The organism is Halomonas stenophila, from assembly GCF_014192275.1.
In the GTDB taxonomy this organism is placed as follows: Bacteria; Pseudomonadota; Gammaproteobacteria; order Pseudomonadales; family Halomonadaceae; genus Halomonas; species Halomonas stenophila.
On sequence record NZ_JACHXR010000006.1, the window covers coordinates 22,622 to 46,404 of the forward strand.

At 69.2% G+C, this 23,783-nt stretch carries 17 protein-coding genes; 10 read left to right on the top strand and 7 right to left on the bottom strand.

Going from position 1 to position 23,783, the window contains the following annotated elements; all coding sequences use genetic code 11:
* The first annotated feature begins 2 nt into the window (after nt 1-2).
* From FHR97_RS11680 to FHR97_RS11700, 5 genes are all read left to right on the top strand, one after another.
* Nucleotides 3-926, top strand: a complete 924-nt coding sequence (locus tag FHR97_RS11680) for an ABC transporter permease (RefSeq protein WP_183383992.1) — start codon at nt 3-5, stop codon at nt 924-926.
* Nucleotides 923-1,720, top strand: a complete 798-nt coding sequence (locus FHR97_RS11685) for an ABC transporter permease (protein ID WP_183383993.1) — start codon at nt 923-925, stop codon at nt 1,718-1,720. Before FHR97_RS11680 ends, FHR97_RS11685 begins: the two co-directional genes overlap by 4 nt.
* Nucleotides 1,721-1,758: 38 nt before the next feature.
* A complete protein-coding gene (locus FHR97_RS11690; RefSeq protein ID WP_183383994.1) occupies nt 1,759-2,823 on the top strand; it encodes an ABC transporter substrate-binding protein in 1,065 nt (354 codons plus the stop codon).
* A gap of 56 nt (nt 2,824-2,879) precedes the next feature.
* On the top strand, nt 2,880-4,247 hold the full coding sequence (locus FHR97_RS11695; protein ID WP_183383995.1) for a glutamine synthetase family protein: 1,368 nt from the start codon (nt 2,880-2,882) through the stop codon (nt 4,245-4,247).
* A 222-nt stretch (nt 4,248-4,469) separates the two neighbouring features.
* A complete protein-coding gene (locus FHR97_RS11700; protein ID WP_183383996.1) occupies nt 4,470-5,762 on the top strand; it encodes an NAD(P)/FAD-dependent oxidoreductase in 1,293 nt (430 codons plus the stop codon).
* A 21-nt stretch (nt 5,763-5,783) separates the two neighbouring features.
* On the opposite strand, the gene FHR97_RS11705 is transcribed toward FHR97_RS11700, so the two are convergent.
* Entirely contained in the window at nt 5,784-8,351 is a 2,568-nt protein-coding gene (locus FHR97_RS11705; protein ID WP_183383997.1) for a GcvT family protein, read from the bottom strand.
* A 369-nt stretch (nt 8,352-8,720) separates the two neighbouring features.
* On the opposite strand from FHR97_RS11705, the gene FHR97_RS11710 reads away from it, so the two are divergent.
* Nucleotides 8,721-9,263 (top strand): glycine zipper 2TM domain-containing protein, encoded by a 543-nt coding sequence (locus tag FHR97_RS11710; protein WP_183383998.1) that lies wholly within the window; start codon nt 8,721-8,723, stop codon nt 9,261-9,263.
* A 102-nt stretch (nt 9,264-9,365) separates the two neighbouring features.
* Here the strand turns inward: FHR97_RS11710 and fdhD are convergent, their stop codons facing one another.
* Genes fdhD through FHR97_RS11730 form a run of 4 tightly spaced genes read right to left on the bottom strand, consistent with a single transcriptional unit; the run spans nt 9,366 to nt 15,413 of the window.
* Nucleotides 9,366-10,430: a formate dehydrogenase accessory sulfurtransferase FdhD gene (gene fdhD, locus FHR97_RS11715; RefSeq protein WP_246403969.1), complete on the bottom strand. Its 1,065-nt coding sequence runs from the start codon at nt 10,428-10,430 to the stop codon at nt 9,366-9,368.
* 56 nt (nt 10,431-10,486) lie between these two features.
* The gene (fdhF, locus tag FHR97_RS11720) at nt 10,487-13,369 is read right to left on the bottom strand and encodes a formate dehydrogenase subunit alpha (protein WP_183384000.1); all 2,883 of its coding nucleotides are present in this window, start codon (nt 13,367-13,369) and stop codon (nt 10,487-10,489) included.
* Nucleotides 13,366-14,922 (bottom strand): formate dehydrogenase beta subunit, encoded by a 1,557-nt coding sequence (locus FHR97_RS11725; protein ID WP_183384001.1) that lies wholly within the window; start codon nt 14,920-14,922, stop codon nt 13,366-13,368. Before FHR97_RS11725 ends, fdhF begins: the two co-directional genes overlap by 4 nt.
* Nucleotides 14,919-15,413: a formate dehydrogenase subunit gamma gene (locus tag FHR97_RS11730; RefSeq protein WP_183384002.1), complete on the bottom strand. Its 495-nt coding sequence runs from the start codon at nt 15,411-15,413 to the stop codon at nt 14,919-14,921. Before FHR97_RS11730 ends, FHR97_RS11725 begins: the two co-directional genes overlap by 4 nt.
* A 129-nt stretch (nt 15,414-15,542) precedes the next feature.
* Here FHR97_RS11730 and FHR97_RS11735 point away from each other — a divergent pair, with 129 nt between their 5' ends.
* On the top strand, nt 15,543-16,604 hold the full coding sequence (locus FHR97_RS11735) for a substrate-binding domain-containing protein (RefSeq protein WP_183384003.1): 1,062 nt from the start codon (nt 15,543-15,545) through the stop codon (nt 16,602-16,604).
* A gap of 53 nt (nt 16,605-16,657) precedes the next feature.
* Here FHR97_RS11735 and FHR97_RS11740 read toward each other — a convergent pair whose 3' ends face one another.
* Nucleotides 16,658-18,142 (bottom strand): Na+/H+ antiporter NhaC family protein, encoded by a 1,485-nt coding sequence (locus FHR97_RS11740; RefSeq protein ID WP_183384004.1) that lies wholly within the window; start codon nt 18,140-18,142, stop codon nt 16,658-16,660.
* Between the two features lie 211 nt (nt 18,143-18,353).
* Nucleotides 18,354-19,730: a glutamine synthetase family protein gene (locus FHR97_RS11745; RefSeq protein WP_183384005.1), complete on the bottom strand. Its 1,377-nt coding sequence runs from the start codon at nt 19,728-19,730 to the stop codon at nt 18,354-18,356.
* Between the two features lie 258 nt (nt 19,731-19,988).
* Here FHR97_RS11745 and FHR97_RS11750 point away from each other — a divergent pair, with 258 nt between their 5' ends.
* From FHR97_RS11750 to FHR97_RS11760, 3 genes are read left to right on the top strand one after another with little or no spacing between them, the layout of a single operon-like run.
* Complete coding sequence (locus FHR97_RS11750) at nt 19,989-20,756, top strand: gamma-glutamyl-gamma-aminobutyrate hydrolase family protein (RefSeq protein WP_183384006.1); 768 nt, start codon at nt 19,989-19,991, stop codon at nt 20,754-20,756.
* Nucleotides 20,757-20,781: 25 nt separating this feature from the next.
* On the top strand, nt 20,782-22,203 hold the full coding sequence (locus FHR97_RS11755; RefSeq protein ID WP_183384007.1) for an aspartate aminotransferase family protein: 1,422 nt from the start codon (nt 20,782-20,784) through the stop codon (nt 22,201-22,203).
* The gene (locus FHR97_RS11760) at nt 22,200-23,714 is read left to right on the top strand and encodes an aldehyde dehydrogenase (RefSeq protein WP_183384008.1); all 1,515 of its coding nucleotides are present in this window, start codon (nt 22,200-22,202) and stop codon (nt 23,712-23,714) included. Before FHR97_RS11755 ends, FHR97_RS11760 begins: the two co-directional genes overlap by 4 nt.
* Nucleotides 23,715-23,783 lie beyond the last annotated feature (69 nt).

The following is a 23,783-nucleotide window of genomic DNA, read 5'->3' on the forward strand; positions in this document are numbered from 1 at the left end:
ACATGTCCTATACCGGCGTAACGCCTACCGCACGCAGCCGTGCCATGGTCCGCGAGGCCCGGCACCTGCTGTTCACCGTGGCCCCCGGCGCCTCCTGGATCATCGTCTTCCTGGTCCTGCCCAGTGCCTACCTGATGGGCGTGGCCTTCATGAGCAACGGTCCCTACGGGCTGCCGGAGATGCCGCTGTCGCTGGAGTCGTTCAAGCGGCTGGCCGGCTTCGGCTTCCTGGGCTGGAGCCCGGGCAACCTCTATACCCTGATCCGCTCGCTGTGGCAGACCCTGATCTCCACCGGGCTGGTGGTGCTGGTGGCCTATCCGATCGCCTACTACATCACCACCTGTCGCGAGAGGTGGCGGCCGATCATGCTGCTGCTGGTGGTGGTGCCGTCCTGGACCAACCAGGTCATCCGCACCTTCGGCTGGATGAACCTGCTGGCCCCGGGCACGCCGCTGTCCGGCCTCGCCGAGAGCCTCGGGCTGATCGCCCCCAACATGGGGCTCTACCCCTCCAACTTCGCGGTCACCCTGGGGCTGGTCTACAACTTCCTGCCGTTCATGGTGCTGCCGCTGTATGCGGCCTTCGAGAAGCTCGACACCGCCCAGGTGGAGGCCGCCCAGGACCTCTATGCCTCGCCGGTCCGGGCCTTCTGGCACGCGGTCTTCCCCCAGACCCTGCCGGGCCTGCTGGCGGGCATCGTGCTGGTGGCCATCCCGGCCTTCGGCATGTACGTGATCCCGGAGCTGCTCGGCGGCGGCAAGGGCATGATGCTCGGCAACCTGGTGGCCACGCAGTTCTCCGGCGGCGCCAACTGGCCGCTGGGCGCGGCCGGCGCGATCCTGATGCTGATCGCCACCTTCGTGGGGCTGTTCGCCATGCGTCGCATCGGCAAGCGCCTGGGTGGCGGCGAGGAGGTGGTGATATGAGAAAGCGGACCCTGCAACGCGGCCTGACCGGCTTCTGGTGGCTGACCGTGGCCTTCCTCTACCTACCGCTGGCGGTGGTGGTGCTGTTCTCCTTCAACGCCTCCAACAGCGCGGCCAGCTTCTCCGGCCTCTCCCTGCGCTGGTACCGGCGGCTGATGGGCAACGAGGAGATCCTCTCGGCCTTCGCCAACAGCATGGTGCTGGCCATCACTTCCTCGGTGATCGCACTGGCCATCGGCTGCCTGATCGGCTACGGCATGTACCGGCACCGGCATCGCAAGCTCGGCTGGCTGATCGTGTTGATCTACCTGCCGATCGTGCTGCCCGACATCGTCTTCGGCATCTCCGAGATGGCCTTCTTCGTGCAGATCCACGACTGGACCGGTCTGCTGCAGCCGGGGCTCGGCACCATGATCATCGCCCACGTCACCTTCCAGATCCCCTTCGTGGCGCTGATCGTCTACTCGCGCTTCGTGGGCCTTGACCCGACGCTGTTCGAGGCCGCCAAGGACCTCTATGCGACGCCGGTCAGGCGGGTGGTGCACTTCATGCTGCCGACCATCAAGCCCGCGTTGATTTCCGCCTTCTTCCTCTCCTTTACCCTGTCCATCGATGACTTCGTCATCAGCTTCTTCACCTCGGGACCGGAGAGCGCGACCCTGCCGATCTACATCTGGGGCGCCATCAAGAAGGGGGTCTCGCCGGAGATCAACGCCATCGCCGCGCTGATGATCGGCGCCGTGGCCGTCGCCGCCACCATCAGTCTTGCGTTCAGTCGTCGCCGGCTAACCTGACCGGCACCACCATCCCCAAGGGAAACGAGGAGAGCACCATGAAAATCAACAAGATCGCACTGGCCCTGTCGCTGGGCGGGCTGGCTCTGGCCGGCCAGGCTCAGGCCGAGGAGGGCAAGCTCTACCTGTTCAACTGGACCGAGTACATGGACCCCGCGATCATCGAGGCCTTCGAGGAGGAGTACGATGTCGAGGTGGTGCAGAACTACTTCAACTCGCTGCCCGAGATGTTCGCCAAGCTCAACGCCGGGGGCGTCTCCCAGTACGACATCATCGTGCCGTCCAACTACTACATCCCGCGGCTGATCGAGACCGGCCTGGTGCAGAAGCTCGACAAGACGAAGCTCGACAACCTGGACAACGTCATGGAGCAGTTCCAGGACCCGAGCTACGACCCCGGCGGCCAGTACAGTGCGCCCTACCAGTGGGGCACCACGGGCATCATCTACAATGCCGAGACCTTCCCCGACGCGCCCAAGAGCTGGTCGCTGCTGTTCGACCCCGAGGTCAACCCGCAGCATCCTTTCGCGCTGATGGGTGATGGCCAGGTGACCATGGGCGGGGCCTGCGCCTTCCTCGGCCACGGCTACGACTGCACCGGCATGGACGCCTGGAAGGAGGCCGCCCGGCTGCTGATCGAGACCAAGAACCGCGACACCTTCAGCGGCTTCTCCGACGGCACCCCGGCGCTGCAGCAACTGGCCCGCGGCGTGACCCATGCCGGCCTCTCCTACAACGGCGACTTCCTCTACTTCAAGGAGGAGAACCCGGATTCCTTCGCCAACCTGGCCTTCATGATCCCCGACGAGGGGGCCGAGAAGTGGGTGGATGCCATGATGATCCCCGCCGAGGCGCCCAACCCGGACCTGGCCCACCAGTTCATCGACTTCATCCTGGATGCCGAGATCGGCGCCCAGCTCTCCAACTACAACTACTACGCCAGTCCCAATGCCGCGGCCGTGCCGCATCTCGACGAGGTGCTGACCCAGCCGCCGGTGCAGCCCAGTGATGCCGACATGGAGCGCCTGCGCTTCACCCCCAGCCTGGAAGGCCAGCAACTGCAGACCTTCCAGCAGCTGTGGGCCGAGGTCCAGGCGCGGTGAGACCCAGGGTCCCGGCGGCCGGCCGGGGCCCCATCCCCAGAGCGAAGGAATATCCCATGAGTAACCGCCAGGAGCAGCCGCTCTTCAACGACTGGTTCCAGACACGCGGCATCACCGAGGTCGAGTGCCTGGTCACCGACCTCACCGGCATCCTCAAGGGCAAGATCATGCCCGCGAGCAAGTACCTCGGCGGCGGGCGCCCCCGGCTGCCGGACTCGATCTTCATCCAGACCGTCACCGGTGGCTATCCCGACGACGAGGACATCCACTTCTGGAACCCTGCCGAGCGCGACATGGAACTGGTGCCGGACCCGGGGGCCATCTACCTGGTGCCCTGGGCGGAGGATCCCACCGCCCAGATCATCCACGACTGCCACTACCTGACCGGCGAGCCGGTCGAGCTGGCCCCGCGCTACGTGCTCAAGCGGGTGCTGGCGCTCTACGAGGCGCGCGGCTGGAAGCCGGTGGTGGCCCCCGAGGTCGAGTTCTTCCTGGTCAAGACCAACACCGACTCGGACTATCCCCTGGAGCCGCCGATCGGCCGCACCGGCCGTCAGGAGAGCAGCCGGCAGTCGTTCTCCATCGACGCGGTCAACGAGTTCGATCCGCTGTTCGAGGAGATGTACGACTACTGCGAGGCCATGAACCTGGACCTGGACACCCTGATCCACGAGGAAGGCGCCGGCCAGATGGAGGTCAACTTCCAGCATGGCGATCCGCTGCAGCTGGCCGACCAGGTGGTGATGTTCAAGCGCACCCTGCGCGAGACGGCGCTGCGCCACGGCATGTACGCCACCTTCATGGCCAAGCCGATGGCGGGCGAACCGGGCAGCTCGATGCATATCCATCAGAGCCTGGTGGACGTGGAGAGCGGGCGCAACGTCTTCGCCGGCGAGGACGACACGCCCAGCAAGCTCTTCCATCACTTCATCGGCGGCCTGCAGCGCTACCTGCCGGCCGCCATGCCGCTGCTGGCGCCCAACGTCAACTCCTATCGGCGCCTGATGCGCAGCGAGACCAGCGGCTCGGCGCCGATCAACGTCGAGTGGGGCACCGACAACCGCACCGTGGGCCTGCGGGTGCCGGTCTCGCCCGCCGAGGCGACCCGGGTCGAGAACCGCCTGGCCGGGGCCGACGCCAACCCCTACCTGGTCATGGCGGCCTCGCTCGCCTGCGGCTACCTGGGCATGCTCGGCCAGCTCGAGCCGCGTCCGCCGATGGTCGGCTCGGCCTGGTCCAGCGGCAGCAAGCTGCCCGACGACATCGGCCCGGCCCTGGACCTGCTGCACGACTGCAAGCCGCTGGCCGATATCCTCGGCGAGCGCTTCACCAACAGCTACCTGGCGGTGAAGCGTGCCGAGCATCGGGAATACTTCCAGGTGATCAGCTCCTGGGAGCGCGAGCACCTGCTGCTGCGGGTTTAGGCTTCCAGGTGATCGGCTCCTGGGAGCGCGAGCACCTGCTGCTCCGGGGCTAGGATGCCGTTCGATTCGCTCGCCAGGGGCGCCGGCCATGCCGGCGCCCTTTTGCATGGTGGAGAGCCAAGTGGGTGGAAAGAAAAGCATGGCTTTATCCTTGGTTTTTTCGGGCCATGCGCCGTATCATTGGGCATATGTGTTAAATAAAATAACCACTATGGAGGCCTTATGCGCGTCTCGAACGATACCGAACACGTCGCGTCCTGGTACGCGGCCACCGCGAATCCGGCGCCGGCCCGGCCGGCCCTGGAGGGCGAGGTGAGCTGCGACGTCTGCGTGGTGGGGGCCGGCTTCACCGGCCTCTCCGCGGCCCTGCACCTGGCCGAGCGAGGCCACCGAGTGGTGGTGCTGGAGGCGGCCCGGGTGGGCTTCGGGGCCTCCGGCCGCAACGGCGGCCAGATCGTCAACAGCTACAGCCGCGACATGGACGTCATCGAGACCAAGTACGGCGCCGACACGGCCCGGGCGCTGGGCGACATGGCGTTCGAGGGCAATCGCATCATCCGCGAGCGCATCGCCCGCTACGGCATCGACTGCGACCTGCGCGACGGCAACCTGTTCGCCGCCTGCAACGCCAGGCAGATGAAGGGGCTGGTCGAGCACAAGGCGCTCTGGGAACGCTACGGCCACCGCGAGCTCGAGCTGCTGGAGGGGGAGGCGGTCAAGCGCGAGGTGACCTCCGAGCGCTACGTGGGCGCGCTGGTGGACCACTCCGGCGGTCACCTCCATCCGCTCAACCTGGTGCTGGGCCAGGCCGCGGCGGTCGAGTCCCTGGGGGGCGTGATCCACGAGCGGACACCGGTGACGGCCGTCGAGCACGGCCAGCCGGTACGCCTCGCCACGCCCCGCGGCGAGGTGCGGGCCGCGCGGGTGGTGATGGCCGGCAACGCCTACCACCAAGGCATCATGCCGGCGCTGGAAGGCAAGTCCATGCCCTGTGGCACCCAGATCATCACCACCGAGCCGCTGGGCGAGGAGCGGGCCCGGGCGCTGCTGCCCAACAACTTCGCCGTCGAGGACTGCAACTACCTGCTGGACTACTTCCGGCTGACCGCCGACCACCGCCTGATCTATGGCGGCGGCGTCAACTACGGCGGCCAGGATCCCGCCGACATCGAGGCGGTCATCCGGCCCAAGATGGAGAAGACCTTCCCGGGCCTCGGCGACGTGCGGGTCGACTACGCCTGGAGCGGCACCTTCCTGATGACGCTCAACCGGCTGCCGCAGTTCGGGGTGCTCAACGACAACGTCTACTATGCCCAGGGCTATTCCGGTCACGGCGTGACCTGCACCCACCTGGCCGGGCGCCTGATCGCCGAGGCCATGACCGGCCGCGAGGCGCGCTTCGACGCCTTCGCCGGGCTGCCGCACCTGCCGTTCCCGGGCGGGCGGATGCTGCGGGTGCCGCTCTCGGCCCTGGGCGCCTGGTACTACGAGACCCGCGACCGACTGGGCATCTGAGCCGTGCCTCGGGACCTCGGCTCAGCTCTTGGGTCGCAGGTTCTCGGGATCGTAGAGCGGCTTGTAGCCTACCGCCTCGATGCGCAGCGGGTAGCGTTCGCCGAAGTACTCCATGAACACCCGGCCGCCTTCCCGGGCGACCTCCGCCGGCAGGTAGCCCAGGGCGATGTTCTTGCCCAGCGAAGGGCCGAAGGCGAAGCTGGTCACGTAGGAGCGCCGCCCCAGGGCATCCACCAGCACCTCGCCGCTCTCGGGGTCGAGGAGCGGCGCATGGCCCACCGGGTAACGGGGCTGGCCGCGGGGGTCGTGGTGGTCCTCCAGGGTCAGGGTGCAGAGATAGGCCGGCTGTCGCTCGCGGTCGCGCTGTTCCAGGTAGGCCGCCTTGCCGTGGAAGTCCTCCGCCTTGACCTTGGGCCGGGCGAGTCCGGCCTCATAGAGGTTGTACTCGGTGAGCAGGTCGGCGTTCTGCAGCCGCAGGCTCTTCTCCAGGCGCCGGCTGTTGGCGTAGGTCTCGATTCCCACCGGGGTGACGCCCTGCTCGTAGAGCAGGTCCCAGAGCGCCAGGCCGTAGCTGAAGGGCACGTAGAGCTCCCAGCCCTGCTCGCCCACGTAGGAGATGCGGAAGGCCCACACCGGCAGGCCGCGCAGGCGGATCTCCCGGGCCGTGGCGAAGGGGAAGCGCTCCGCGTCGAGCGCTGCGGGATCGTCGGCCACCCGCTGCAGGGTCGTGCGGGCATTGGGCCCCCAGACCCCCAGGGTGGCCAGGCCGTCGCTGCGGTCCTCCAGGCGCCAGCGGGTCAGGCCCCGGGCCTCGGCCAGGCGGGTGATCCACACCCGGTCGCGGGGACCGGTGTCGCCGCCGCAGATCACCCGGAAGGCGTCGGCGGCCAGGCGCACGATGGTCAGGTCGGAGTGCACGCCGCCGACGTCGTCGAGAAAGTGGGTGTAGACCCCCTTGCCGACGGGCGTCGCGCCGCCGACCCGGGCCACCGAGAGGTACTCGAGCAGGGCCTCGGCATCGGGGCCGATCAGGTCGTAGATGGCGAAGTGGGACAGGTTGATCATGCCCACGTCCTCGGAGAGCGCCAGGTGCTCGGCGTTGGAGACCCGCCAGAAGTGCCGCGCGTCCCATTCCACGGGGCGCTCGGGGATTCGCTCCCCATAGCGTTCCAGCAGATGGTCGTTGGCGGCATAGCCGTGGGCGCGCTCCCAGCCCGCCGTCTCCATGAAGTGGCCGCCGAGCTCCACCTCGCGGGGCCAGAAGGGGCCGCGGCGCAGGTTGCGGCCGGATTCGAAGGGCTCGCGGGGATGGACTGCCGGGTCGTAGATCTTGCGGGCGATCTCCTGGCAGCGGCCGTAGACGTAGTCCGGAGTCTTCTGCACCGGGTAGAAGCGGGCGATGTCGATGCCGTGGGGGTCGAGCTCGGGCCGCCCGATGGTCAGCCAATCGGCCAGCACCTTGCCCATCCCCGGGCCGTCCTTGACCCATACCGCCTCGCAGAGCCACAGGCCGCGGGTCTCCGGGGACTCGCCGATCAGCGAGCCGCCGTCGTTGGTCACCGAGAGCAGGCCGTTGAAGGAATGCTTCTCGTCCCAGCCCAGGTCGCCGAGGATCGGAGTGAGCTCGATGGCCCGCTCGAAGGCGGTCATGACCTGGTCGAGCTCCAGGTCGCGCATGGAGGGCGAAAGCCGCGCCTGATGGCGCTCCAGGATCTCGGTGGGGCGCACCAGCCTCGGCGTGGTGGTCTCGTAGTAGCCCCATTCGATCTGGCCGCCCTCGGTAGTGGCGGGATCGCCGGTGTCGCGCAGGTAGGCCGAGTTGCCCTGGTCGCGCAGCAGCGGGTAGCCGATTTCCTTGCCGGTGCCGGTGAAGGTGTCGAAGGGGCCGAAGAACAGCAGCGGGTGCTCGACGGGCATCAGCGGCAGGGCGGCGCCGCCCAGGGCCGCGGGGATCGGCCCCCAGATGCCGGAGGTGACGATGACCACCGAGGTCTCGATATAGCCCCTGGGGGTCTCGACCCCGCAGACCCGGCCGTCGCGGACGTCGATGTCCAGCGCCGGGGTGTCGGCGAAGGTGGTGAGCCTGCCGGAGGCCTTCGCCTGCTCGATCAGCTCGCCGGCGACCTGCTGGGAGCGCGGCACCACCAGGCCGGCGTCGGGATCCCAGAGGGCGCCCTGGATCAGCGTCTTGTCCAGCAGGGGGAAGCGCTCGGCGGCCTCGTCCGGGTCGATCAGCCGGGCCCGGGTGCCGAAGGCCTTGCCCGAGTCGACCTTGCGGGCCAGTTCCGCCATGCGCGCGTCGTCCCCGACCCGGGCCACCTCCAGGCCGCCGATCCGCGCGTAGTGGCCCAGGTTCTCGTAGAACCGTTGGCTGTAGGTGGTCGTGTAGCACGACATCTTGTCGTGGGCGGTCATGAAGCAGAAGTCCGAGGCGTGAGCCGTGGACCCGATGTCCGAGGGGATGGAGGACTTGTCGAGCCCCACCAGGTTGTCCCAGCCCAGCTCGATCAGGTGGTGGGCCACGGAAGCCCCGACGATGCCGCCCTGGCCGATGATCACCGCATCCGCCTGCTTGGGGAGTGTCGCCATGGTCGTTCTCCTTTGCTCACCCGCCCGGAAAGTGTGGCCCCCCTGTCAACGTAATGCACCTCGTCGCCGCGGGCTGCTCGGAGGCGACCCCGGCATGTTCCGTGACGACAGGTGGCGAGCGTCGATGCCGCTCGAGGCTTGACATGGCGGGGCGAGGTGGCCCGTCGCACCCGCCGTCCCGCTCGGTGTCGCCCTCCGCCGACGCCCGGTCAGCAATTATGGAACGTCGCCTCGGGCACCAACGCCGTCGCGCCGAGACGTTATGCTGTCCGATACACGGGCGTCGCAGGAGGCGTCGTCCCGCTCTCGTCGCTCGTCAGCCTCACGCCTGTCGCGGAGCCGAGGTAGAGCCATTGGAGGAGGTGACAGATGAGCAAGTCGATCGTGGTGGGGAGCACCCTGGCCGTGCTGGGACTGGGGGGCATGGCCTTCGGTGCCTGGCAGATCCAGGAAAGCCGTCAGCCGCAGTTCGCCGATATCACCGGCGTGGAGACCCTGACCCGCACCGTGGAGACGCCGCGGGAAGTCTGCGAGGACGTGGTGGTCCAGCGTCAGGCGCCGACCCGCGATCCGCACAGCGTGGTTGGCACCGCCGCCGGCGCCATCGTCGGCGGCCTGCTGGGCAACCAGGTCGGCGGTGGCAGCGGCAAGAAGATCGCCACCGTGGCCGGGGCCGTGGGCGGCGGCTTCGCCGGTCGCGAGGTGCAGAAGCGCATCGAATCCGGTCAGACGGTCGCCACCACCCAGCGCCAGTGCCACACGGTGACCGACAGCCACCAGGAGACGGTGGGCTACGAGGTGAGCTGGCGCTACGACGGCCAGGAGCACACCACCCAACTGGATCAACGTCCCGAGGGCGAGACGGTGCGGGTGGTCAACGGCGAGCCGCAGTGGCGGGAGCCCCAGGCCTAGGCCCATCGTGCCTACGAGGTGTCCTCGACAACGAGAAGGGCCGCTCCCGACGGGGCGGCCCTTCTGCGTTCTGCCTGCGGGTGTCGATCGGCGCGTCTGGCGTCAGCCGGCCTTTGGGGCCTGACGTTCGCCCAGCCGCACCACGGCCTGGCGAGCCAGGGGCTCCAGGCCGCCGGAGTCCGGCTCGTCGAGACAGGCGACGATGCGCTGTTTCATGGCCCTGGCCCAGAACTTCTCCAGGTGGGTACAGACGCCTTCCACGGCCTCGGCTTCCTCGCGGCCGCCGCTCAGGTTGGTGGCGATCTGGTTGACCATATGCACCAGGGTCTCGCCTTGATCGTGCGACATGCTCTCTTCCTCAACAACCGTAGGCCCGCGCCGACGGGCGCCGACGGGGCGGTGATAGACCAGGTGGCGGCCGGGGCGGGCGAAGCCGACCAGCAGCAGGCCGGCCGCCCGGGCCTGCTCCACCGCCAGGGCGGTGGCCGCCGAGACGGCCACCAGGGCGCCGATGCCGGCACTCGCGCTCTTGTGCACCATCTCGTAGCTGGCGCGGCTGGAGACCAGGGCGAAGCCCTCGTCGTCCGGGCCGCCGCGGCGAGCCAGGGCGCCGATCAGCTTGTCCAGGGCGTTGTGGCGGCCCACGTCCTCGCGCACCAGCCGGATGCGCCCGAGCCCGTCGCACCAGGCCGCGCCGTGCGTGGCCCCGGTGGCCGCCTGCAGCGCCTGGTGATCGGCCAGTCCGGCCAGGGCACGCTGGATGGTGGCATCGGCCAGGGCCGGCGCCTGCACCGCCGGAATGGGCCGGATCGCTTGATCGAGCGCCTCGGTGCCGCACAGCCCGCAGCCGGTGCGCCCGGCCAGGTTGCGCCGGCGGGTCTTGAGTTCCGCCAGCCGCCGGCCGGCGATCTCCAGGTGCACGGCCAGTCCCCGCGCTTCCTCGCGGACCTCGAGGTCGTAGCACTCGTGAGGGTGCGCCAGGATCCCCTCGGAGAGGCTGAAGCCCAGGGCGAAGTCCTCGAGCGCCTCGGGCGTGGCCATCATCACCGCATGGGAGATGCCGTTGTAGACCAGCGCCACCGGCACCTCCCGGGCCAGGGCATCCTCGAGCTCCTCGGCGTACCAGCCGGTGGCGCCGCGGCGCACCTCTACCGGGTGGTGCGTCAAGGCGGCGTCCGGGCGGGACGCATCGCCAGCCGGTGGCACCGTCTTCCGCTGCGCGCTCATGAGGTGGCGGCCCGCTGCGCCGCCTCGGGCAGATAGCCGCGCTGGGCCTGGTCGAAGGTATCGAAGCGCCGCTGCCACTCGGAGGGCCGGCTGACCTTCTCCACCTGCACCGCGGTGACCTTGTACTCGGGGCAGTTGGTGGCCCAGTCGGAGCTGTCGGTGGTGATGACGTTGGCGCCGCTGCCCGGATGGTGGAAGGTGGTGTAGACCACGCCGGGTTGCATGCGCTCGCTGAGCCGGGCCCGCAGTACCGTCTGGCCGGCGCGGCTGGTGATGCCCAGCCAGTCGCCGTCGCGGATGCCGCGCACCTCGGCGTCGGAGGGGTGCAGCTCGAGCACGTCCTCATCGTGCCAGACCTGGTTGTCGGTGCGCCGGGTCTGGGCGCCGACGTTGTACTGGGAGAGGATGCGCCCGGTGGTCAGTAGCAGCGGGAAGCGGCGGTTGGCGCGCTCCTCGGTGGCTACGTACTCGGTGATTGCGAAGCGCCCCTTGCCGATCGGGAAGTCGATCTCGTGCATGGTCGGCATACCCAGCGGATGCTCGGCGTTGCAGGGCCACTGCAGGCTGCCGCGCTCGTCGAGCTTGGCGTAGCTGACCCCGGCAAAGCTCGGCGTCAGCCGGGCGATCTCGTCCATGATCTCGGACGGGTGAGTGTAGTCCATGGGGTAGCCCAGGGCGCGGGACAGCTCGACGGTGACCTCCCAGTCGGCCTTGCCGGCCAGCGGCGGCATCACCTTGCGCACGCGGTTGATACGCCGCTCGGCGTTGGTGAAGGTGCCGTCCTTCTCCAGGAAGCTCGAGCCCGGCAGCAGCACATGGGCGTACTTGGCGGTCTCGTTGAGGAAGATGTCCTGGACGATCAGGCATTCCAGCGAGGACAGCGCTGCTTCCACGTGCTGGGTGTTGGGGTCGGACTGGGCGATGTCCTCGCCCTGGACGTAGAGCGCCTTGAAGCTGCCCTCGATGGCGGCATCGAACATGTTGGGGATGCGCAGCCCCGGCTCGTCGTCCAGTTCGACGCCCCAGGCGGCTTCGAAGCGGCCGCGGGCCGCGATATCGGCGACGTGCTGGTAGCCCGGCAGCTCATGGGGGAAGGAACCCATGTCGCAGGAGCCCTGGACGTTGTTCTGGCCGCGCAGCGGGTTGACGCCCACGCCCTCGCGGCCGATGTTGCCGGTGGCCAGCGCCAGGTTGGCGATGCCCATCACCATGGTCGAGCCCTGGCTGTGCTCGGTCACCCCCAGGCCATAGTAGATGGCGCCGTTGCCGGCGGTGGCATAGGTGCGCGCGGCATGGCGAACCGCCTCGGCGGCCACTCCGGTGGTCGCCTCGCTGGCCTCGGGGGAGTGGCGTTCCTCGGCGATGAAGTCGCGCCAGGCGCGGTAGGCCTCGGTGTCGCAGCGGGCCGCAATGAATTCCTGGTCTTCCAGGCCTTCGGTGACCACCACATGGGCCAGGGCGTTGACCAGCGCCACGTTGGTGCCCGGGCGCAGCGGCAGATGCTGGGCGTCCTCGAGATGGGGGGTCTTGAGCAGGTCGATACGCCGCGGGTCGGCGACGATCAACGACGCGCCCTGACGCAGCCGCTTGCGCATCAGCGAGCCGAACACGGGGTGGGCGTCGGTGGGGTTGGCGCCGATCACGATGATGGCGTCGGCCTGCATCACCGAGTCGAAGGTCTGGGTGCCGGCGGACTCGCCCAGGGTGGTCTTGAGGCCGTAGCCGGTGGGCGAGTGGCAGACCCGGGCGCAGGTGTCGGTGTTGTTGTTGCCGAAGGCCGCGCGGATCAGCTTCTGAACCAGGTAGGTCTCCTCGTTGGTGCAGCGCGAGGAGGTGATGCCGCCGATGCTCTCGCGGCCGTGCTCGGCCTGGATCGCTTGGAGGCGCCCCGCGGCGAAGGCGATCGCCTCCTCCCACTCGACCGGCCGCCAGGGCTGGTCGATGGAATCGCGGATCATCGGCGTGGTGATGCGGTCCGGATGGGTCGCGTAGCCGAAGGCGAAGCGCCCCTTGACGCAGGAGTGGCCGTGGTTCGCGTCGCCGCCCTTGTAGGGCACCATGCGCACCAGCTGGTCGCCCTTCATCTGGGCCTCGAAGGAGCAGCCCACGCCGCAGTAGGCGCAGGTGGTGATCACGCTGTGCTCGGGCTGGCCGGCGTCGATGACGCTCTTCTCCATCAGCGTCGAGGTCGGGCAGGCCTGGACGCAGGCGCCGCAGGAGACGCACTCGGAGTCCATGAAGGCTTCGTCCTGGCCGGCCGACACCTTGGAGTCGAACCCTCTTCCGTCGATGGTCAGCGCGAAGGTGCCCTGCACCTCCTCGCAGGCCCGTACGCAGCGCGAGCAGACGATGCACTTGCTGGGATCGAAGCTGAAGTAGGGGTTGGAGTGATCCTGCTCGGCGGCCAGGTGGTTCTCGCCCTCGAAGCCGTAGCGCACCTCGCGCAGGCCCACCGCGCCGGCCATGTCCTGCAGCTCGCAGTCGCCGTTGGCCGGGCAGGTCAGGCAGTCCAGCGGGTGGTCGGAGATGTAGAGCTCCATGACGTTGCGGCGCAGCCGGGCCAGGCGCTCGTTCTGGGTGGTGACCCTCATGCCCTCGGCGACCGGGGTGGTGCAGGCCGCGGGGGTGCCGCGCTTGCCCTCCACCTGGACGGCGCACAGCCGGCAGGAGCCGAAGGCCTCGAGGCTGTCGGTGGCGCACAGCTTGGGGATATTGATGTCGGCGAGCGCCGCGGCGCGCAGCACCGAGGTACCCTCGGGCACGCTGATCGCCACGCCGTCGATCTCGACGCTCACCGAGGCCGCATCGGCGGCGGGTGCCGGCGTGCCCAGGTCCTTGGAAAGCGCCTTGTCGTGCTGGGGGTCGAAGTGCTGAATCATGAGCGGTCTCCTTCCGGCGCGCGGTGGAAGTCGTCGGGGAAGTGTTTCAGGGCACTCTGTACCGGGAAGGGGGTCATGCCGCCCATGGCGCACAGCGAGCCGTCCTCCATGGTCTCGCAGAGCTCGCCGAGCAGTTCGAGATTGGCCTCGCGGTTGTCGTTCGCGCGGATGCGGTCGATGACCTCCACGCCGCGGGTCGAGCCGATGCGGCAGGGCGTGCACTTGCCGCAGGATTCCACCTTGCAGAACTCCATCGAGAAGCGCGCCTGCTCGGCCATGTCGACGCTGTCGTCGAACATCACCACGCCGCCGTGACCGACGCCCGCGCCGACCTCGGCGAAGGTCTCGTAGTCCAGCGGCATATCCCACTGGCTCTCGGGCAGGTAGGCGCACAGCGGGCCGCCGACCTGCACCGCGCGCAGCGGGCGGCCACTGGCGGTGCCGCCGCCGAAGTCCTCCATCAGGGTGCGCAGGGTGGTGCCGAAGGCCAGCTCGATGAGCCCGCCGCGCTTGACGTTGCCGGCCAGCTGCAGCGCCAGGGTGCCGCGGGAGCGGCCCATGCCGTGGTTGGCGTAGGCCGCGGCCCCCTCGGCGAGGATGAAGGGCACGGCGGCCAGCGACAGCACGTTGTTGACCACGGTGGGGCGGCCGAACAGCCCCTCGATGGCCGGCAGCGGCGGCTTGAAGCGCACCAGGCCGCGCTTGCCCTCGAGGCTCTCGAGCAGCGAGGTCTCCTCGCCGCAGATGTAGGCGCCGGCGCCCAGGCGCACCTCCAGGTGGAAGGCGCGGCCGCTGCCGCGGATATCCCCGCCCAGGTAGCCGGCGGCCTCGGCGCGGGCGATGGCGTTGTCGAGGATCTGCTTGGCCAGCGGGTACTCGGAGCGCAGGTAGATGTAGCCCTGGGTGGCGCCCACGGCGAGCCCGGCGATGGCCATGCCCTCGATCAGCATGTAGGGGTCGCATTCCATCACCAGGCGATCGGCGAAGGTGCCGGAGTCGCCCTCGTCGGCGTTGCAGACGATGTACTTCTGGTCCGCCGGGGTATCGAGCACCGTCTGCCACTTGATGCCGGTGGGGAAGGCCGCGCCGCCGCGGCCGCGCAGCCCCGAGGCCTTGACCTCCTCGACGATGTCCTGGGGCCCGCGGGCGAGCGCCGCCTCGAGGCCGCGGAAGCCGTCGAGGGCCAGGTAGTCGGCGATCGACAACGGGTCGGTGACGCCGATGCGGGCGAAGGTCAGGCGCTGCTGGCGCTCCAGGTAGGGGATCGCCTCGGTCGGCCCCAGGGCCAGCGGATGGGTGTCGCGGCCCTCGAGCAGGCCGGCGTCGAGCAGCGCCGGCACGTCGCCGGGCGTCACCGGGCCGTAGGCGACCCGACCGGTCGGGGTCTCGACCTCGACCAGAGGTTCCAGCCAGGCCAGGCCACGGGAGCCGTTGCGCACCAGGGTCGGCGCGAGGCCGCGGCTTTCGGCCTCGCGCTGGAGCCGGACGGCGACGGCGTCGGCGCCCAGGGAGAGGGCGGTGGTATCGCGGGGCACGAAGACACGAACGCTCATCCGATCACCTCCAGGGGCTGGGTGCGCAGCTCGTCGACCAGGGCATCGAAGGCGTCGGGCGTGACCCGGCCCCGTACCTCGTCGTCGACGCGAATCGAGGGGCCGCAGGCGCAGTTGCCCAGGCAGTAGACCGCCTCCAGGGTGATCTCGCGATCCCTGGTGGTCTGGTGGTAGTCGACGCCGAGGCGGGCCCTGGCATGGGCCTCCAGGGCGCGGGCGCCCACCGCCTGACAGGCCTCGGCCCGGCAGACCTGGAGCACGTGGCGACCCGGCGGCGAGGTGCGGAAGTGATGGTAGAAGCTGATCACGCCGTGCACCTCGGCGCGGGTCTGGCCCAGCGACTCGGCGATGATCGGCACCGCCCCTTCGGGGACGTAGCCGACCCGGTCCTGGATCGCATGCAGGATCGGCAGCAGGGCGCCGGGCTTGTGCTTCAGGGCGTCGATCTCGGCCTGGATCGCCTGGGGCGTCCACTCTCGGGAATCGCTCATCGAGTCCCCCTGGTTGTTGTGGTGCTGGCTAGTTATGCACGCTTGTTCATATATAGGAAAGGGCGTGCGTCACGGTGCCCATAAAGCTAGCATTGGTGTCTCCATGGCAAAATATGAAACTTACTTCACATGAAGCGGATCCGCATCACGCCGGCCTGGTACTTCAGCGACGAGACCGGCAACCAGCTCGACCCCAAGCTGTTCGCGCTGCTCGAGGCGGTGCATCGGCACGGCAAGCTCACCCGAGCCGCCGAGACCGTCGGCATCTCCTACCGCCATGCCTGGAACCTGCTCCACAAGTGGGGCGAGTTCTTCGGCATCGCCCTGGTCGAGCTCGAGCGGGGACGCGGGGCGCGACTGTCACCGCTGGGCGAGAAATTGCTGTGGGCCGAGCAGCGGGTGATCGCGCGGCTGGGCCCCCAACTGGAGAGCCTGGGGTCCGAGCTCAACCTCGCCATCCAGCAGACCCTGGAGGGCGTCAGGCCGGTGCTGCGGCTGCATGCCAGCCATGGCTACGCCGTCGAGCAGCTGCCGCAGCAGCTCGACGAGCTGCGCCTCGACCTGCAGTACTGCAGTCCCCGGGAGGCGCTGGCCGCCCTGCATCGCGGGGCCTGTGACCTGGCCGGCTTCCACCTGCCCCATGGCGAGGTCGGCCGTCGGGTGAGCCGGGAGTATCGCGATCTGCTGAAGCCCAGGAGCTATCGCGTCCTGCGCTTTATCACCCGGCGCCAGGGGCTGATGGTGGCGCCGGGCAATCCACTGGGCATCGGGGGGCTCGCCGATCTGGCGCGAGGCGAGGCGCGTTTCATCAATCGCCAGGCGGCATCGGGCACCCGGGCGCTGCTGGATGGACTGCTGGCCGAGGCCGATCTCCCGGCGCGGCGGATCCGCGGCTACGAACTCGAGGAATACACCCACTCGGCGGTGGCGGCCTACGTCGCCGCCGACATGGCGGATGCGGGGTTCGGGGTAGAGGCGGCGGCGCGGCGTTTCGGCCTCGACTTCGTGCCGCTGGCGCTGGAGGACTACCTGCTGGTCTGCCATCGCCGCAGCCTGGCCGAGCCCAAGCTCCAGCGACTGCTCGAGGTGCTGGGCGGTGCGGCCTTCCAGGACGCGGTGGCGGCGCTGCCGGGCTATACGCCGGATCGCTGCGGGGAGGTGGAGGGGGTGGAGTCGCTGCTGCAGGAGTGAGGAAAAAAGCGCGGCGCCCGGAGGCGCCGCGAAGCGGGGGACGAGAAAAGCGGTCAGGTCATCGCATGGCCCAGCACCACGAAGCCGCCGGCGGTCAGCAGGGCCCCGAGCAGTGCATAGGGGAACTGGGTCAGGCCGTGCTGCATCGGCAGGCAGCCGCTGCCCTGGGAGGACAGCACCGAGGAGTCGGAGAAGAAGCAGGCGTGGCTGCCGAAGCTCGAGGCGGAGAGCAGGGCGCCCACCACCAGCGGCATCGGGGCCCCCATGTGCTGGGCCATGGGCACCACGATGGGAATCGAGATCACGAACACGCCCCAGGACGAGCCGGTGGCGAACACCACCACGGCCATGGAGACGAACACCAGGGCCGGCAGCAGGGCCACCGTCAGGTAGGGCGAGAGGGCGTCGATCATGAAGGCCGTCATGCCCAGCTGGTCGTTGACCTCGCGCAGCACGAAGCCCACGGCGACGATGGCCAGCGGCAGCATCATGGTGCGAAAGCCGTCCATGATGGCGTCCATCAGGGTATTGAAGGTGGCCAGGCGCTGGATCAGGTAGAGCACCAGGGTGAACAGGGTGGCGACGATCACGCCCTTGAGCAGGTCGATCTCGAACCAGGCGCTGGCGCCGATCAGCACGGCCATGGGGGCCAGGAAGTTGACCACGCCGAGCCAGGGGTGCATGGCCGGGGTGTCATCGTCGCCGAGGAGCTGGTCCGGGGCGCCATCGGGAATCGGCTGGCCGGCGCGGGCGCGAGCCTCGGCGGCCCGCATCGGCCCCAGGTCGGGCAGCTTGCCCGCGGCGACCAGCAGCACCAGGCCCATGGCCACCCAGCCGTAGAGCATGAAGGGGATCGACTGGATGTACAGCCACATGCCGGGGCCGTCGGTGGCCGCGTTGGTCTCCAGCAGTTCGGCGAAGTACACCGCCCAGGTGGACAGGGGCACCAGGATGCAGATCGGCGCCGCGGTGGAGTCGACGATGTAGGCCAGCTTCTCCCGGGAGACGCCGAAGCGGTCGGTGAGTCGCTTCATGGCCGCCGAGGTGGCCAGGGCATTGAGGTAGTCGTCGATGAAGATCAGCACGCCCAGGGCGGCGGTGCTGAGCAGCGACTGGCGGCGGGTCTTCACCATCCGCGTCATGAAGTGGCTGAAGCTCAGGGTGCAGCCCGACTTCTCGAGCATGGCGATGAAGCCGCCCATCAGGCCGCAGACCAGGATCAGCCAGGCGATGGTCTCGTTCATCATCACCGACAGCGAGATATCGGCGAGTTCACCGACGAAGTCGTCGGGCTGGAGCAGGATCAGCCCGGCGAGCACGCCGACCGCCAGAGCCTCGAGGGTGCGGTGGGTGGCGATGGCCACCACCAGCACGATCAGCGACGGCACCAGGCTGATCCAGCCATAGTCCGTGCCGGGGCGATGGGCCAGCGTCAGGCCGACGACCGAGCCCAGCACGGCCAGCACCAGCAGGAGGGTCCGTCCCGTGCCGCGTCGGGCCGGCAGGGAGGGGGCGAAGGGGTGGGTGGACTGGCTCATGGGCGACCTCCCTTATGCGCTGTCGTGGGTCGGGCGGCAAGAACCGGGGCAAGGGGGATTGTGGTTGTCATTTCGTGGCTCCCTTGGTGGCGGATGGATGAACGGGGGGATCGGACCGGCACGGGGCGCCCCGGACGGCCCCCGGCGGAGGACGCCGGGGGCATCGGTGACGCGGGTGGGCAAGGCCGGGGGGCCCGGCGCCGGCTGCGGCTCAGACGTGGCGCAGGTACCAGTCGTATTCCAGCTTGCTGACCGCCTGCATGGCCTGGTCGCGCTCGGCGCGGCGATTGGCCAGGAAGACGCCCATGAACTCCCGTCCGAGGGCCTCGCAGAGGGCGTCGCTGTCTTCCAACAGGGCCAGCGCCTGGCGCCAGCTGTTGGTCAGGCTGGGCGCCACCTGGTCGTAGGCATTGCCGGTGATCGCCGGGGGCGGCGTGGGCCGGCGCTGCAGGCCGTGGTCGATGGCCGCCAGCAGCGCGGCCATCAGCAGGTAGGGGTTGGCGTCGGCGCCGGCGACCCGGTGCTCGATGCGCCGGGCCTCGTTGGGGCCGGACGGGATGCGCACCGCCACCGAGCGGTTGTCGTAGCCCCAGGTCGGGGCCATGGGCACGTAGAGTCCCGGCTGGAAGCGGCGGAACGAATTGAGGTTGGGCGCGAACAGCGCCATGGAGGCCGGCATCAGCTCCAGCAGCCCGGCCACGGCCTGCTTCAGCCGAGGCGTGCCCAGGGGGTCGCCGTCCTCGGCCGCGAAGACATTGCGGCCCGCCTCGTCGAGCAGGCTGATATGCACGTGGGTGCCGTTGCCGGCCTCGTCGCCGTAGGGCTTGGCCATGAAGGTGGCCTCGAAGCCGTGCTGGAGCGCCACGCCCTTGATCAGTCGCTTGAGCAGGACGGCGCTGTCGCAGGCCGCCAGCGCATCGTCGCAGTGGATCAGGTTGATCTCGAACTGGCCCGGGGCGCACTCCTTGAGGGCGGTGTCCAGCGGCAGGCCCTGGGTGCGCGCCGCCGCGTGGATGTCCTCGAGGAAGTCGGCGTACTCGTCGAGCTCGCTGATCGAGTAGAGCTGGCTGTGACTGGCGCGCTCGCCACTGGCCGGCGAGCAGGGCGGCTGGATCATGCCCAGGGCGTCACGCTGGCGGTCGACCAGGTAGAACTCCATCTCCACGGCGACCACCGGCGTCAGGCCCGCCAGGCGGAAGCGCTCGAGGACCCGGGACAGCACCTGGCGCGGATCGGCGAAGTAGGGGGTCTCGTCGACATCGTGCATGGTCATCAGCAGCTGGGCCTGGCGACCGTTGCGCAGCCAGGGGCTCGGCATCAGCGTGCCCGGCACGGGGCGGCAGACCCGGTCGCCATCGCCGCTCGACAGCCCCAGGCCGGTCGCCTCGACGGTGTTGCCGAGGATGTCCAGGGCGAACACCGAGGCCGGCAGGTTGACGCCGTCGCGGCAGGCCTTCTCCAGGTTCTCGCGGGGGATGCGCTTGCCGCGCAGCACGCCGTTGAGGTCGCTGATCAGCAGGTCGATGCTGGCAATTTCGGGGTGACGTTCCAGGAAGTCACGGGCTTCGTCGACGGGGAGGGGCGGCATGATGACACCTGTTTCCTTGGGACATTGGCGTTGTGGCCATCTTTGGTGAAAGCGGTACTTGTTGTCAAATCTTTTACGTTATTGGCGAGGGGCTTGGTGGTAGATGCTCGACGATCACTCCAATAAATCGTTATAAAACATGGAATTGAATAAGATTCGCCGGCTGGTGATGATGTTCGGGTTGGCAAGATTAATCAACCGCGCTATGTTGAGCAAAGCATAACAACCACGCTGTCACGCTTTATCGAGGAGGCTGCCATGCAGACCCGACCCCTGGTGGGGGTGATCGCCTGCCGCCGAGAGGTGGAGGGCCATCCCGCCCATATGGTCACCGACAAGTACCTGAGCGCCCTGCGGGAGTATGGCCTCGAGCCGGTGGTGCTGCCGGTCTGGGAGCCTGTCGAGGGGGCGGCCATCAAGTCCCTGCTGGCTCGCCTGGACGGCCTGGTGCTGACCGGCAGCTACACCAATGTGGCGCCACAGCGTTACGGGGCCGAGCGCGCCCCCGAGAACACCCGAGACGACCGGGACCGCGATGCCGCGGCCATGGCCTGGGTGCCGGTGGCCCTGGACCAGGGGGTGCCGCTGCTGGGCATCTGCCGGGGCTTCCAGGAACTCAACGTGGCCTTCGGCGGCAGCCTCTACCAGGCGGTGCAGCACCAGCCGGGCAGGCTCGACCACCGGGAGCCGGCCGGCGACCGGGAGGCCCAGTACGCGCCCAGCCATGACCTGGAGATCCTGCCGGGCGGGCGGCTGGCGGCGCTCTACCCCGAGCGCCGGGCCCGGGTGAACTCCCTGCATCAGCAGGGCATCGAGCGCCTCGGCGAGGGCCTCACCGCCGAGGCGGTGGCGCCGGACGGCCTGATCGAGGCCATCTCGGTCACCGACGCACCCGCCTTCACCCTGGCGGTGCAGTGGCATCCCGAGTGGCGCCCCCGGGCGCATCCGCTGTATGACGCCCTGTTCACCGCCTTCGCCCAGGCCTGCGCCCAGCACCAGGTCAGCATCTCGCCCCTTTCGGCCTGAGGGCCCATGACAACGGAGACTCTTCATGCAGACCCAAGCGTGCCAGGCCCTGGACCGGGCCCATCACCTGCATCCCTTCACCGACTTCAAGGCGCTGGGCGAGGAGGGCAGTCGCGTCATCACCCATGCCCGGGGCGTCTATATCCACGACAGTGACGGCCATCGCATCCTCGACGGCATGGCCGGACTGTGGTGCGTGAACCTCGGCTACGGTCGTCGGGAGCTGGTGGAGGCGGCGACCGCCCAACTCGAGCAGTTGCCCTACTACAACACCTTCTTCAAGACCACCCACCCGCCCGTGGCCCGCCTGGCCGAGAAGCTCTGCGATCTGGCGCCGTCGCACATCAACCATGTGTTCTTCACCGGGTCCGGGTCCGAGGCCAACGACACCGTGCTGCGCATGGTGCGCCGCTACTGGTCTCTCGAGGGCAAGCCCGAGAAGCAGTGGATCATCGGCCGCGAGAACGGCTACCACGGCTCCACCGTGGCCGGCATGAGCCTGGGCGGCATGGCGCCCATGCACGACCAGGGCGGCCCCTGCGTGCCGGGCATCACTCATATCCGCCAGCCCTACTGGTTCGGTGAAGGGCGGCTCGGCGAGGGCCACGACCCGTCGCCGGAGGCCTTCGGTCGCGCCTGCGCCGAGGCGCTGGAGGCGAAGATCCTCGAACTCGGGGAAGACAAGGTGGCGGCCTTCATCGCTGAGCCGGTGCAGGGGGCCGGCGGCGCCATCATGCCGCCGGCGAGCTACTGGCCGGCGGTCAAGGCGGTGCTGGCCAGGTACGACATCCTGCTGGTGGCCGACGAGGTGATCTGCGGCTTCGGCCGCCTCGGCGAGTGGTTCGGCAGCCAGCACTTCGACCTCGAACCGGACCTGATGCCGATCGCCAAGGGGCTGTCCTCGGGCTATCTGCCCATCGGCGGCGTGCTGGTGGGCGATCGCGTGGCCGAGACGCTGATCGAGGAGGGCGGCGAGTTCTTCCACGGCTTCACCTACTCGGGGCATCCGACCTGTGCGGCCGTGGCCCTGAAGAACCTGGAGCTGCTGGAGGCCGAGGGCATCGTCGAGCGAGTCCGCGAGGACCTGGGGCCCTACCTGGCCGAGCGCTGGTCGGAACTGGGCGAGCACCCCATCGTCGGCGAGGCACGCTCGCTGGGCCTGATGGGCGCGCTGGAACTGGTCGCCGACAAGGCCACCGGTGAGCGCTTCGACAAGTCGCTCGCCGCCGGCAGCCTGTGCCGGGACATCTGCTTCGCCACCGGATTGGTGATGCGCTCGGTGGGCGATACGATGATCATCGCCCCGCCGCTGGTGATCACCCGTGACGAGATCGACGAACTGGTGCACCTGGCGCGCCAGGCCCTGGACGAGACCGCGCGCCGCCTGGCCGAGCCATGCCCGCTGGTCCCGTCCGCCGTCCCCCAACCCGAGGAGATTCGCGCATGAGCCTCGCACGCCATCCAGCGACCCGCGACGACTGGCAGGCACTGGCCGCCTCGCTGCAATTCGAGCAAGGGTTCGAGACCCGCGCCTTTATCGACGACGCCTTCGTCGATGCCGAAGGTGGCGCGACCCTGACCACCACCAACCCGGCCACCGGCGAGGTGCTGGCCGAGGTGGTGAGCTGCGACGCCGCCGATGCCGAGGCCGCGGTATCGGCCGCGCGGCGCGCCTTCGACGGCGGCGCCTGGTCGCGCCTGGCCCCGGCGGGCCGCAAGGCCGTGCTGCTGCGCCTGGCCGAGCTGATGGAGGCGCATCGCCACGAGCTGGCGCTGCTCGACACCCTGGACATGGGCAAGCCGGTGTCGAGTTCGCTCGGCGACATGGCCGGCGCCATCGGCTGTCTGCGCCACCACGCCGAGTCCATCGACAAGCTCTACGGCGAGGTCGCGCCCACCGGCGACGACGCCCTGGGCCTGGTGCTGCGCGAGCCGCTGGGGGTGGTGGCCTCCATCGTGCCGTGGAACTTCCCGCTGATGATGACCGCCTGGAAGATCGCCCCGGCCTTGGCCGCCGGCAACAGCGTCATCCTCAAGCCCTCGGAGAAGTCGCCGCTCTCCGCGCTGCGTCTGGCGAGCCTGGCCCGCGAGGCCGGCCTGCCGCGGGGCGTCTTCCAGGTGCTGCCGGGCTTCGGCCACAGCGTGGGCAAGGCGCTGGCGCTGTCGATGGGTGTCGACTGCCTGGCCTTCACCGGCTCCACCGCGGTCGGCAAGCAGCTGATGCAGTACGCCGGCCAGTCGAACCTCAAGAAGGTCTTCCTGGAGTGCGGCGGCAAGAGCCCGAACCTCGTCTTCGCCGATTGCCGGGACCTGGAGCGGGTGGCCGAGCACGCCGCCGCGGCGATCTTCCACAACCAGGGCGAGGTGTGCATCGCCGGCTCCCGGCTGCTGGTCGAGAACGCGATCCGCGAGGCCTTCGTCGAGAAGGTGCTGGCCGCCGCCGAGCGCATGCAGCCCGGCGATCCGCTGGATCCGGACAGCTTTATGGGCGCGATCGTGGATGAAACGCAGCATGCCCGCATCCTGGACTATATCCGCCGCGGCGTGGAGGAGGGCGCGACCCTGCGCACCGGCGGGCGCGCCCTGGACGGCCCGGGGCTGTTTATCCCGCCCACGGTGTTCGACGGCGTCACCGACGCCATGGCCATCGGCCGCGAGGAGATCTTCGGCCCGGTGCTGTCGGTGTTCGGCTTCGACAGCGAGGAGGAGGCCGTGCGGCTGGCCAACGACAGCGACTACGGCCTGGCGGCGGGGCTGTGGAGCCAGGACATCGATCGCATCATGCGCGTCACCCGGCGGCTGCGCTCGGGCCAGGTGTTCGTCAACAACTGGGCGGACATGGACCAGACGGTGCCCTTCGGCGGGGTCAAGCAGTCGGGCAACGGCCGCGACAAGTCCCACCACTCGCTGGAGGAGTATTCCGATCTCAAGAGCGTGTGGATGACGCTCGCGCCTTGAGTTCGCCACGACCGGGATCGCGCCACGCGGTCCCGGCCGGCCTGTCGCCCCCTCAGGGGCGCCGGGCGT

Coding starts and splice junctions, on each gene's coding strand:
- FHR97_RS11740 (WP_183384004.1), bottom strand. CDS start 18,142: ATGAGCCAGTCCACCCACCCCTTCGCCCCCTCCCTGCCGGCCCGACGC.
- FHR97_RS11690 (WP_183383994.1), top strand. CDS start 1,759: ATGAAAATCAACAAGATCGCACTGGCCCTGTCGCTGGGCGGGCTGGCT.
- FHR97_RS11755 (WP_183384007.1), top strand. CDS start 20,782: ATGCAGACCCAAGCGTGCCAGGCCCTGGACCGGGCCCATCACCTGCAT.
- FHR97_RS11685 (WP_183383993.1), top strand. CDS start 923: ATGAGAAAGCGGACCCTGCAACGCGGCCTGACCGGCTTCTGGTGGCTG.
- fdhF (WP_183384000.1), bottom strand. CDS start 13,369: ATGATTCAGCACTTCGACCCCCAGCACGACAAGGCGCTTTCCAAGGAC.
- FHR97_RS11730 (WP_183384002.1), bottom strand. CDS start 15,413: ATGAGCGATTCCCGAGAGTGGACGCCCCAGGCGATCCAGGCCGAGATC.
- FHR97_RS11750 (WP_183384006.1), top strand. CDS start 19,989: ATGCAGACCCGACCCCTGGTGGGGGTGATCGCCTGCCGCCGAGAGGTG.
- FHR97_RS11760 (WP_183384008.1), top strand. CDS start 22,200: ATGAGCCTCGCACGCCATCCAGCGACCCGCGACGACTGGCAGGCACTG.
- FHR97_RS11695 (WP_183383995.1), top strand. CDS start 2,880: ATGAGTAACCGCCAGGAGCAGCCGCTCTTCAACGACTGGTTCCAGACA.
- FHR97_RS11725 (WP_183384001.1), bottom strand. CDS start 14,922: ATGAGCGTTCGTGTCTTCGTGCCCCGCGATACCACCGCCCTCTCCCTG.
- FHR97_RS11700 (WP_183383996.1), top strand. CDS start 4,470: ATGCGCGTCTCGAACGATACCGAACACGTCGCGTCCTGGTACGCGGCC.
- FHR97_RS11735 (WP_183384003.1), top strand. CDS start 15,543: ATGAAGCGGATCCGCATCACGCCGGCCTGGTACTTCAGCGACGAGACC.
- FHR97_RS11705 (WP_183383997.1), bottom strand. CDS start 8,351: ATGGCGACACTCCCCAAGCAGGCGGATGCGGTGATCATCGGCCAGGGC.
- FHR97_RS11680 (WP_183383992.1), top strand. CDS start 3: ATGTCCTATACCGGCGTAACGCCTACCGCACGCAGCCGTGCCATGGTC.
- FHR97_RS11745 (WP_183384005.1), bottom strand. CDS start 19,730: ATGCCGCCCCTCCCCGTCGACGAAGCCCGTGACTTCCTGGAACGTCAC.
- FHR97_RS11710 (WP_183383998.1), top strand. CDS start 8,721: ATGAGCAAGTCGATCGTGGTGGGGAGCACCCTGGCCGTGCTGGGACTG.